At 71.9% G+C, this 10,611-nt stretch carries 9 protein-coding genes; 7 read left to right on the top strand and 2 right to left on the bottom strand.

Annotated features, from left to right (window positions below):
* Positions 1 to 162: 162 nt before the first annotated feature.
* Positions 163 to 1,065, bottom strand: a complete 903-nt coding sequence (locus AC067N_RS31790) for an RNA polymerase sigma factor SigF (RefSeq protein ID WP_478682446.1) — start codon at positions 1,063 to 1,065, stop codon at positions 163 to 165.
* A 248-nt stretch (positions 1,066 to 1,313) separates the two neighbouring features.
* Here AC067N_RS31790 and AC067N_RS31785 point away from each other — a divergent pair, with 248 nt between their 5' ends.
* The 5 genes from AC067N_RS31785 to AC067N_RS31765 all read left to right on the top strand — a co-directional run bounded on the left by AC067N_RS31785 (position 1,314) and on the right by AC067N_RS31765 (position 5,929).
* Complete coding sequence (locus AC067N_RS31785; protein WP_055540172.1) at positions 1,314 to 1,682, top strand: STAS domain-containing protein; 369 nt, start codon at positions 1,314 to 1,316, stop codon at positions 1,680 to 1,682.
* 305 nt (positions 1,683 to 1,987) lie between these two features.
* Positions 1,988 to 2,503, top strand: coding sequence for an ATP-binding protein (locus tag AC067N_RS31780; RefSeq protein WP_478682366.1), 516 nt, complete (start codon positions 1,988 to 1,990; stop codon positions 2,501 to 2,503).
* Positions 2,504 to 2,602: 99 nt separating this feature from the next.
* Complete coding sequence (locus AC067N_RS31775; RefSeq protein WP_478682365.1) at positions 2,603 to 3,352, top strand: peptidase; 750 nt, start codon at positions 2,603 to 2,605, stop codon at positions 3,350 to 3,352.
* Between the two features lie 13 nt (positions 3,353 to 3,365).
* The gene (locus AC067N_RS31770) at positions 3,366 to 4,499 is read left to right on the top strand and encodes a hypothetical protein (RefSeq protein WP_478682364.1); all 1,134 of its coding nucleotides are present in this window, start codon (positions 3,366 to 3,368) and stop codon (positions 4,497 to 4,499) included.
* Positions 4,496 to 5,929 (top strand): hypothetical protein, encoded by a 1,434-nt coding sequence (locus tag AC067N_RS31765; protein ID WP_478682363.1) that lies wholly within the window; start codon positions 4,496 to 4,498, stop codon positions 5,927 to 5,929. Before AC067N_RS31770 ends, AC067N_RS31765 begins: the two co-directional genes overlap by 4 nt.
* Positions 5,930 to 6,021: 92 nt before the next feature.
* Here the strand turns inward: AC067N_RS31765 and AC067N_RS31760 are convergent, their stop codons facing one another.
* Entirely contained in the window at positions 6,022 to 7,527 is a 1,506-nt protein-coding gene (locus AC067N_RS31760; RefSeq protein WP_478682362.1) for a peptide MFS transporter, read from the bottom strand.
* Between the two features lie 580 nt (positions 7,528 to 8,107).
* Between AC067N_RS31760 and AC067N_RS31755 the strand changes: the two genes are divergently transcribed.
* Together AC067N_RS31755 and AC067N_RS31750 are read left to right on the top strand one after the other, a co-directional pair.
* On the top strand, positions 8,108 to 8,785 hold the full coding sequence (locus tag AC067N_RS31755) for a response regulator transcription factor (protein ID WP_048819934.1): 678 nt from the start codon (positions 8,108 to 8,110) through the stop codon (positions 8,783 to 8,785).
* Between the two features lie 404 nt (positions 8,786 to 9,189).
* A complete protein-coding gene (locus AC067N_RS31750; RefSeq protein WP_478682361.1) occupies positions 9,190 to 10,458 on the top strand; it encodes an ATP-binding protein in 1,269 nt (422 codons plus the stop codon).
* Positions 10,459 to 10,611: the final 153 nt, after the last annotated feature.

Here is a 10,611-nt window from a genome sequence, read left to right as displayed (position 1 = left end):
CGGCCCGGGGGGGGGGGGGGGGGGGGGGGGGGGGGGGGGCCCCGGCCCGGGGGGGGGGGGGGGGGGGGGCCCGGGGGGGGGGGGCCCCCCCCGGGGGGGGGGGGGGGCGGCGGCCGCCCCCCGCCCCCCCCCGGCCGAACTGTTTCGTCGTGGCCGACGGGGTCACTCGTCGAGGGTCAGCCCCTTGCGCAGACGTACCAGCGTGCGGGACAGCAAGCGGGACACGTGCATCTGCGAGATGCCCAGCTCGTCCCCGATCTCGGACTGCGTCATGTTGGCGACGAACCGCAGGGAAAGGATCTTCCGGTCGCGCGGTGCCAGTTCCGCGATCAGCGGCTTCAGGGACTCGACGTACTCGATGCCCTCGAGCCCGTGGTCCTCGTAGCCGATGCGGTCGGACAGCGCGCCCTCGGAGTCGTCCTCCTCGGGCTGGGCGTCCAGGGACGAGGCCGTGTACGCGTTCGACGCCGCCATGCCCTCGACGACCTCGTCGTTCGTGAGGCCGAGGCGCTCCGCCAACTCTCCCACTGTCGGAGCGCGATCGAGCTTCTGGGCGAGTTCGTCACCGGCCTTGGCCAGGTCGAGGCGGAGCTCCTGAAGTCTGCGCGGAACCCGCACGGACCAGCTCGTGTCGCGGAAGAAACGCTTGATCTCGCCGACGATCGTCGGCATCGCGAAGGTGGGGAACTCGACGCCCCGGCTCAGCTCGAAGCGGTCGATCGCCTTGATCAGGCCGATCGTCCCGACCTGGATGATGTCCTCCATGGGCTCGCTGCGCGAGCGGAAGCGGGAGGCGGCGAACTTCACCAGCGCGAGGTTCAGCTCCACCAGGGTGTTGCGGACGTACGAGTACTCGTGCGTGCCTTCCTCGAGCGACTCCAGCCGCTCGAAGAGGGTCTTGGACAGAGCCCGTGCGTCCACCGGCCCCACCTCGCCGTACGGGGGGATCTCCGGAAGGTCCGCGAGCGCGTCGCCCGGTTGGTGGGCGAGGTCGTCGAGACCGTCTTCCAGAGCGGGTGCCGACGTCGCCCTCTGGGTATGCGATTCGTCGAGCCGGGGTGACATGATGTCCTCCATCGTTCTCGGCATATGGCCGCCGATGCCAATCCGTGCACTGCGGTGTGCGGCGCCTCCGAAGCCGGCCGTGTTGATTGGTGTCACTACTAGGCCTACCCGGTTCCGGGACAACGTCGCAAGTGCCTGCTGTGGCGAAATGTCCATTTGCAGGCGATTGTTCGGGTGTCGGGGAGTGTGGAGAAGGCGTAATGTTCGAGGGCGAGTCAGCAGTCACGACGGTCGGGAGAGATGACGGCATGGACCGTGGGACGGTCGGCAGCGCACAGTCGGGCCGGCTACGGGTCGAGGTGCGGGAAGAGGGCGCCAGCGCCGTCGTGACCCCGGCGGGTGAGCTCGATCACCACACCGCCGACCTGTTGCGTGAGCCACTCGAAGGGTGCCTGGACAAGGGCTTCGCCCGCCTTGTGGTGGACTGCACACAGCTGGAGTTCTGTGACTCCACCGGACTCAACGTCCTGCTGGGCGTCCGCCTCCGGGCGGAGGCGGCGGGCGGCGGGGTCCATCTGGCGGGGATGCTGCCGGCGGTCGCCCGGGTCTTCGAGATCACCGGCGCCGAGGCCGTCTTCACTGTGCATGACACCGTCGAGGCGGCCCTGTCGGCCTAGGCCGACAGGGCGGACCGCTGTCGCGGCGGGGTGGATCGTCGGCGCGCGACCACCCTGGTGTCCGACAGTGACCGGCTGATTACCCGCGTCACGGGATTCATGCCGGAAACGTGGGTGTTCTGACGGTTCGCTCGGGCAGGAGACACCCTGAACGGGTCGAAGGCGCTCGCCCGCGGCCCGAGGGCGACGACGGAAAAACGGATGGCATGACGGATGGCGGCAGGAAAAGGCACGTACGGCGGGTCCCCGTCCCGCATTCTTGAGTCCTGATACATGAACTGGTGAATCGGTGAGGTGAAGCGCTGATGAGCACCACCCGGCCTGTCTCGCCGGGCGACCGCGGCCCGGAACCGGGCGTCGGCGGCGCTTCCGGGGCGCCCGGAGAGGACCTGCCCGCGGCGTCGGCCGCCGGCCGCGGGCCCCGCCGGCTGAGCTTCGACGGCGAGAGCGGCGTGGTCCCGCTCGCCCGTGACTTCACCCGCCAGGCGCTGTACGAGTGGGGATGGCTGCCGGCCGCCACCGCGGACCAGCGGGCCGCTGCCGAGGATGTGCTGCTGGTGGTCTCCGAGCTGGTCACGAACGCGTGCCTGCATGCCGGAGGGCCGGCCGAGCTGTGGATCAGCTGCGACAACAAGGTGCTGCGGATCGAGGTGGCCGACCGGGGGACCGGGAACCCGGCGCCGCGGACACCGCACCGGGCGGGGCGGCCCGGGGGGCACGGGATGTTCATCGTGCAGCGGCTGTGCCTGGACTGGGGGGTCGTGCGCACGGCGGGGGCCTCCGGCAAGACCGTGTGGGCGGAGCTGGGCGCCCCGGCCTGAGCGCGGCAAGCGGTCCGGCGCACATCCGGCACTTGCGTGTGTCTTCCCTCCTCAAGACCCCCGGCGTACCTTGAGCCGCCAATCTGATGTCCCGTCAGAATGTGGGGTGCCGAGGTGTCGTACCGGACGTACCAGAAACGAACCGCCGCGCTCACGTCCCTCGTGGCCCTGGCCGGCTCGGCGGTGCTGCTGGCCGCCCCGGCGGCCCATGCCGAGGTCGTGGACGTCGAGTACAACTGCAAGACGCCGATCGGGGACAAGTCCGCGGTCTCGCCCATCGACATCAAGGGCGTGAAGAGCGGCGGCGGCTACAGGATCACCATGTCGTGGCAGAAGGGCGTCTCGTCCAGCCCGGTGGAGCTGGGCAAGGGGGCGATGAGCCCGAGTGCCACGATCAGGCTGAGCGGGGCCGAGAGCGGGACGCTCACGGTGACGGGGCCGCCGAACCGGGAGGCCGTTCCGGCCAACACCCCCATCAAGATCAGTGATCTGAGCGCCACGTACACCCCGAAGAAGTCCGGCAAGGTCGACTTCACCGCCGGTGTGCTCACCATCAAGGCCCTCGGGACGGTCACCACCTGCACCCCGGGCAACGATCCGGGGCCGTCGCTGACGCTGGACGTCACCGCGGCGGGCGGGGGAGGGTCGGGCGGCTCGGCCTCCGGCGGCACGAACGGTGCCGGTGGTTCGGGGGGTTCGGGTGGTTCGGGTGGTTCGGGGGGTGAGCTGCCGCAGACCGGTCCGCTGGACTCGGCGGTCGCCCTCGGCACGCTCGGCGGCACCGTGCTGCTCGCCGGCGCCGCGGGGGCGCTCTGGGTGACGCGCAGGAACCAGACCGCACGCCGCTGACGGGAGCGGTGACGTGAGCAATGGGCGGATCTCCGCGTCGGCGGTCGTGCTCGCGCTGGCGTTCGCGCTCGTCGCGCAGCCCGGCGGGGCCTGGCCGGCCGCGGCGGCCGACGGGCCGACCGTGAAGCTGTCCAAGTCGCAGGCGGGGACCGGCGGTTCCGTCACCGTCACCGGCGGCGGATGGCGGTCGAAGGCGCTGCTGATGATCCTGATCTGCGGGCAGTCCACGCCGTCGCGGGGTGTGCCGGGCGGCACCGACTCCTGCGCCAACGCCGACGGCAGGGCCGTGACCGCCGACGGCGAGGGCGGCTTCAGCCGGCGGGTGCCGGTGGCGGAGCCGCCGGTGCCGTGCCCGTGCGTCGTACGCGTCGCCACCATCACGGGGGAGAAGGCGGAGGCCTTCGCGGCCTTCCAGGTCGCCGGGCACTCGGTCGAGCCGCTGCCCCCGGAGGCCACCGGCGGGCGGCTCTCCGTGCTGACCGACACCGAGTTGCGCGGGACGAGCGGGCTGCTGACCTGGTTCGGCGCACCGGCCACCCGCGAACTCGTCTTCACCGTCGGCAATGTGGGCGGTTCCGCGGTCGAGGACCCCGTCTTCAAGGTGGGCACGTCGCACGGGGTGTTCGCGCCGCGGTGGGAGGACCACCAGTGGCGCGGCACGATCGAGCCCGGCCGCAAGGCGCGCATCTCCCTGCCCGTGGAACTCGCCGCCGGGGCCCACGGCGACTACACCGTCTCCCTCACCTACGGGGGCAGGGTCCTCGCCGAGCACCCCTGGGGCGTGGGCCGCCCCTGGGGCGTCACCCTGTTCTGGCTGCTGCTCTGCCTCGTCGTACCGGCCGCGCTGTTCCGTGTCGGCCTGGCGGTGGTGGACAGGGCACGGCCGAGGCGCACGGTCTCGGGCCGACGGTCCGGCCGACGGCCACCGCTCCCCGGACCCGCCCGCAGGCTCCCCCGGTGGGGCGCCTCGCCGGGCGCGCACGCCGCACCCCGCCCGGCGTCGTCCGGAGGCCGCAGGACGACTCGTACGACCCCGGCCCTGCCGTGGTTCACCCCGGACACCGATCCGGGGGCGACGGCGACCGGGGCGCTCTCCGCACCGAGGGAAGGCGGCCCCACGACTCCGACCAGAGAGGGAAGCGTGTGAGAGCGCAGCGAAGAGCGGGTGCACTCGGGGTCGCGTTGCTGCTCGGCGGGGCCGGTGCCCTGCTGGGAGCGGCGGCCGTACCGGCGTACGCGGGCGAGGTGGCGTACGCGACGAGGTGCGTGCCGCCGGCGGTCTCCGGGCTGCCGCCCGTCGAGGGCACGACCGAGGTGGAGATCACCGCCCCACGGACGGCGAAGGTCGGCGACGAGGTCGAGGTGGTGTGGAGGTTCGTCCAGGCCGCCTCCAAGAACCCCGACCTCATCGACCTCCCGGCCAACACGGTCCAGCCGAGCGGCACGCTCAGGGCCGCCGGGGCGCAGACCGCCGACATCGCCATGAAGGGACCGCGCGAGAACCCCGCCATCCCCAAGGGCGCCCCGATGGTCCTCTCCACCATGAAGGGCACCCTGAAGCTGACCGTCCCCGGCACGGTGACCCTGACCCCCGACGCGTACGCCATCGACGTCTTCTCCACCGAGACCAGGTGCGCGCCGACCGCACCGGTGACGGCCGGGGCGACCATCGACGTCAGCGGTGGCGGGGGGACCTCGGGCGGCACGAGCGGCACCACGGGCGGCAGCGGCACGAGCGGCACCACCGGCACGAGCGGAGGCGCGTCGTCGGGCGGCACCACCTCGGGCGGTACGACGACCTCGGGCACCACCTCGGGCGGTACGACCACCTCCGGCACGACCTCCGGCGGCACGACGGACGGCGGTTCGGACGGCGGTTCGGACGGCGGTGGCTCCGCCACGGGCGGCGGCGGGGGCGGGCAGACCGACTTCCCCGGCAAGGAGGTCCGGGTCCCGTACGACTGCGTGACACCCATCGGCGACCGGAGCGTCGTCTCACCGGTGCGGATCGGCGCCACGAAGGACGGCGGGAGCTTCGACCTCACCGTGCGGTTCGGGACGTCGGTGATGGACAGCCCCGCCGACATCCCCGCGGATTCGGTGAAGCCCGCCATGGAGATCGTCCTCGGCGGGGCCGACAAGGGCTCGGTCCAGGTCGAGGGACCGACGAACCCCGGACCCATAAAGGCGGGCGACCCCATGGAGATCCCCGACCTCACCGGCACCTACAAGCCGGGCGCGAGCGGTGAGTCCACGCTGGCCCCCGGCGTGCTGACGATCAAGGCGCTGGGGACGACCACCACGTGCACCCCGGCCGAGTCGATGGTCTCGCTCACCCTCGACACGGAGGAACAGCCGGGCGGCGCGGCGGGCGGCTCCTCGTCCCCCGGGTCCGTGGGCGGCGGCTCCGCGTCCGGCTCGGGCGCGGCCTCCGGCGGCGTCCCGGGCGGAGGTCTCGCGGACACGGGCGCGGGCGGCGGTCAGGGCACGCTCAAGGCGCTGGCCCTCGTCGCCGGCACGGCGGCACTGCTCGGCGGCGCGGTCTTCACCTTCATGCCGCGCCGGTATCTGCGCTGAGCCCCGCGCCCGGCGGGAACGTCCGGAGAAGCCCGCAGGGCCGCCGCACCCCGAGGTGTGGCGGCCCTGCGCGAAAGCCGGACGGCGGGTGCTCAGCGCACGTCGCCCATGAGCCGCTTGACCTTGGCGCGGTACATGTACAGCGCGACACCGGCAAGGGCGGCCAGCGTGGCCTCGACGGCGACGAAGCCCGCCCTGTCGAGGTTGACGCCGCCGACCGCCTCGTTGGACAGCAGGGCGGTGACGGAGTCGCCCGCGCTGACCGCGAGGAACCAGACGCCCATCATCTGGGAGGCGTACTTCACGGGCGCCATCTTCGTCGTGACGGACAGACCCACCGGGGAGAGCGTCAGCTCGCCGAGGGTCTGCACGAAGTAGATCCCGGCGATCCACAGCGCGGCGGCCTTCTCTCCGTCACCGGCGATGGCCAGCGGGGCCAGGAAGAGGAAGAAGGAGGCACCGATCAGCAGCAGCGCGGCCGAGAACTTGACGATCGTGCTCGGCTCCTTGCCCCGCCCGTTCAGCCACACCCACAGCCAGGCGAAGACGGGCGCCGCCGACATGATCATCAGCGGGTTGAGGGACTGGTACCAGGAGACCGGGAACTCCCAGCCGAACACCCGGTTGTCGGCCGACTCGCCGGCGAAGACGGCCAGGGTCGAGGCGCCCTGGTCGTAGATCATCCAGAAGATCGCGGCGGCGACGAAGAACCAGATGAACGCCGACATCTTCGACTGCTCGGCCACGTCCAGGTCGCGGTCGCGCTTGATCCGGGCGATCACCCGGATCGGAACGATCAGACCGACGAGGGTGACCGGGATCACCGCCCAGTTGACGGTGTAGTGGCCGGACAGGCCGAGGACGCCGTAGAAGACGACCGGGACGGTCAGCCACAGCAGGGCCTTGCGCAGGACGGCCGACTTCTCGGCGGCGGGCATCGGCGTCGGGACGATGTCGCTGCGCTCGCTGAGGTGGCGGCTGCCCAGCAGGAACTGCGCGAGGCCCAGCGCCATGCCGACCGCGGCCATCCCGAAGCCGAGGTGCCAGCTCACCTTCTCGCCCACCGTGCCGATGGCCAGCGGCGCGGCGAAGGCACCCGCGTTGATGCCGATGTAGAAGACCGTGAAGCCGCCGTCGCGGCGCGGGTCGTTCGGGCCGTCGTAGAGATGGCCGACCATGGTCGAGATGTTGGCCTTCAGCAGGCCCGAGCCGATCGCGACGAGGGCGAGGCCCAGGTAGAAGACACCGGCCGACGGCAGGGCCAGGGTCAGATGGCCGAGCATGATGACGACGCCCGCGACGGCGACCGTCCTGCGGGGACCGAGGAAGCGGTCCGCGATCCACCCGCCGGGCAGGGTGAGCAGGTAGACCATCGACCCGTACACCGCGGTGATGGTGATCGTCGCCGCCGCACCTAGGTCCAGGCCGTTCGGCGCGACCAGGTAGAGCGGCAGAAGGGCCTTCATGCCGTAGTAGGAGAACCTCTCCCACATCTCGGTCATGAAGAGAGTGGCCAGTCCTCGGGGGTGGCCGAAGAAGGTGCGCTCGCCGCCGGGGGTCCCCCGGTCGGCCGAGTCCTTCGTCAGGCTGGACGCCATGGTCGTTCCTTGCGCTTCGGGACGCCGCACACACAGGTGTGCGGCGCCCGGTCGGAGGGGCGGGCCGGCACCGCCGGGGATCCACGTCATCTACGCGCGTTGACGGCAGGGGGTAGCCGTCGGCGCGGGGCCGGCCACAGGTCATTCCCGCGGAGTCGGAGAACCCGGCTCCGCGCACAAAAGAGACCTTCGGCGCAGATATGCCGCCAAAGGTCCCCACGTGTCGCTACGGGCGTTCCATCACCATACGTCAGAGTAGGCAAGGGAATGGAAGGGATTGAGAGACGGATCACAGGTAAGAATGCGATAGGGATCGCGCATTCGAAGGTGTGTCCGGGAATTGGATCCCAAAGGCGCAGGATGTGGAATCGGGTCGCGAAGCCGCGGCGGGAAACTTCACGGGCCGTCCCTCATCTCCACGGACCTTCGACGGCCGCGACCGGATCCTCACCGGACGGGGGCGGAATGCCCGACCTGTTCGATCATGGCCCTCAGGGGTGGGAAATCCGCCGGACAATGGTGTGAATCAGGCTTGCCGATCACCCTCCACCTGCGGTTCTCGGCGGACTACCATCAGCCCATGACCCGTGTACTGCTCGCCGAGGACGACGCGTCCATCTCGGAGCCGCTGGCCCGCGCACTGCGCCGGGAGGGGTACGAGGTGGAGGTCCGCGAGGACGGCCCCACCGCGCTGGACGCCGGAATGCAGGGTGGCGTCGACCTGGTCGTCCTCGACCTGGGGCTGCCCGGCATGGACGGTCTGGAGGTCGCCCGCCGGCTGCGCGCCGAGGGTCACACCGTGCCGATCCTGATCCTTACCGCGCGTGCCGACGAGGTGGACACCGTGGTCGGCCTCGACGCGGGCGCCGACGACTACGTCACCAAGCCGTTCCGCCTCGCCGAGCTGCTCGCCCGGGTACGGGCGCTGCTCCGGCGCGGGGCGGCGGAGCCGCAGCAGCCGCCCGCCACACACGGTGTCCGGATCGACGTCGAGTCCCACCGTGCGTGGATGGGCGACGAGGAACTCCAGCTGACGGCGAAGGAGTTCGACCTGCTGCGGGTGCTGGTGCGGGACGCGGGGCGGGTCGTCACGCGTGACCAGCTGATGCGCGAGGTGTGGGACACCACGTGGTGGTCGTCCACGAAGACGCTCGACATGCACATCTCCTGGCTGCGCAAGAAGCTGGGCGACGACGCGGCCAACCCCCGGTACATCGCGACGGTGCGAGGCGTCGGCTTCCGGTTCGAGAAGAACTGAGAGCTCGGCTGGCGCCGGGCGACTGATGGCGCGGGCCCCGGGTGATCGGGCGGCTGATGGCCCGGGGGCCCGGTGCTCAAGCGCCTGATGCCCGGTGGCCGGGCGGCCGACGGCCCCAGAGGTCCTGGTGGCCGGGCGGCCGACGGCCCCAGAGGTCCCGGTGCTCAGGCGCCGGATGCGGCCACAGGAGGCCCGATGGCCGAGGTTTGATGCACCGGGGCGGGGCCCGGGGCCCGAGTGATCGGGTGGCCGGGCGACTGCGGGCCGCAGTGGGCTGATCGCGCGGTTCCCCGCGCCCCGCGCACCCCGGGGGCGTGGCCTCCGGCCACCGCACCTCACCGCACTCGTACCAGGTACCGCACAATCGAAGGTCCCAGAACACCCGCCCCGCCCGGAGGGCAGCCGTGCGTCGCCGTCTCATCCAGTCCACCCTCGCCGTGGTCCTCGTGGTCATCGCGGTCTTCGGCGTCTCCCTCGTCATCGTCGAGACCCGGACGATCAGCAACAGCGCCCAGGAGCGCGTGGAGTCCGAGGCGGTCCAGCTGACGAGCATCGTGGACAGCCGCATCATCGGCGACGAGCGGATCACCGCCGAGGTCCTGGAGGACCAGGTCGGCGACGACCGCTACGCCAGGATCCAGATCCCCGGCCAGCGCACGATCGAGATCGGCGAGAAGCCCGTCGGCGACGTCATCCGCCACGAGGCCAAGGGCGAGAAGGACGAGGTCGTCACCGTCGAGGAGTCCCGCTCGGCGGTCAGCCGCGAGGTCGGCCGCACACTGCTGATCATCGCGGCGGTCGCCCTGCTCGCCGTCATCGCCGCGGTGCTCCTCGCGGTACGGCAGGCCAACCGCCTCGCCTCCCCGCTCACCGACCTCGCCGAGACCGCGGAACGCCTCGGCTCCGGCGACCCCCGCCCCCGGCACAAGAGGTACGGCGTCCCGGAGCTGGACCGGGTCGCGGATGTGCTGGACGCCTCCGCCGAGCGCATCGGCCGCATGCTGACCGCCGAGCGGCGCCTCGCCGCGGACGCGTCCCACCAGCTGCGTACGCCGCTGACCGCGCTGTCGATGCGGCTGGAGGAGATCACGCTCACCGACGACCCGGCGACGGTGAAGGAGGAGGCGCACATCGCGCTCGCCCAGGTCGAGCGGCTCACGGACGTCGTGGAGCGGCTCCTGACCAACTCCCGCGACCCGCGCAACGGCTCCGCCGTCGCGTTCGAGCTGGACGAGGTCATCAAGCAGCAGCTGGAGGAGTGGCGCCCCGCCTACCGCAGCGCCGGCCGCGCCATCGTCAGCTCCGGCAAACGGCATCTGCAGGCCGTGGGCACGCCGGGGGCGGTCGCGCAGGTGCTGGCCGCGCTGATCGAGAACTCGCTGATGCACGGCGGCGGCACGGTGGCCCTGCGTACGCGCGTCACCGGCAACCAGGCGGTCATCGAGGTCACCGACGAGGGGCCCGGCGTCCCCGCCGACCTCGGGGCGCGGATCTTCGAACGGGCGATCAGCGGGCGGAACTCCACGGGGATCGGGCTGGCGGTCGCGCGGGACCTCGCGGAGGCGGACGGCGGGCGTCTGGAGATGCTCCAGGCGCAGCCGCCGGTGTTCGGGTTGTTCCTGTCGCGGACGCCCGTGCGGGCGCCGTCCGGCGACGACCGGCCCGTGCGCTAGTGCCGCGGCAGGGACGCGGTCGCGAGGGCGCCGCGGCTCCCCAGCGCCCCGACAGGCACTAGAAGGCTGATGAAGATCTTGGGTTCTGGCCCTGCCGCGTCAGCGGCAGGGCCAGACTCGTCATGTGGCGATGGGTGAGTGGGTCGGTGAGAC

The organism is Streptomyces sp. NPDC042364, from assembly GCF_056437585.1.
The sequence above is the reverse complement of the archived record's forward strand: the minus strand, read 5'-3'. Positions and strand labels throughout refer to the sequence as shown.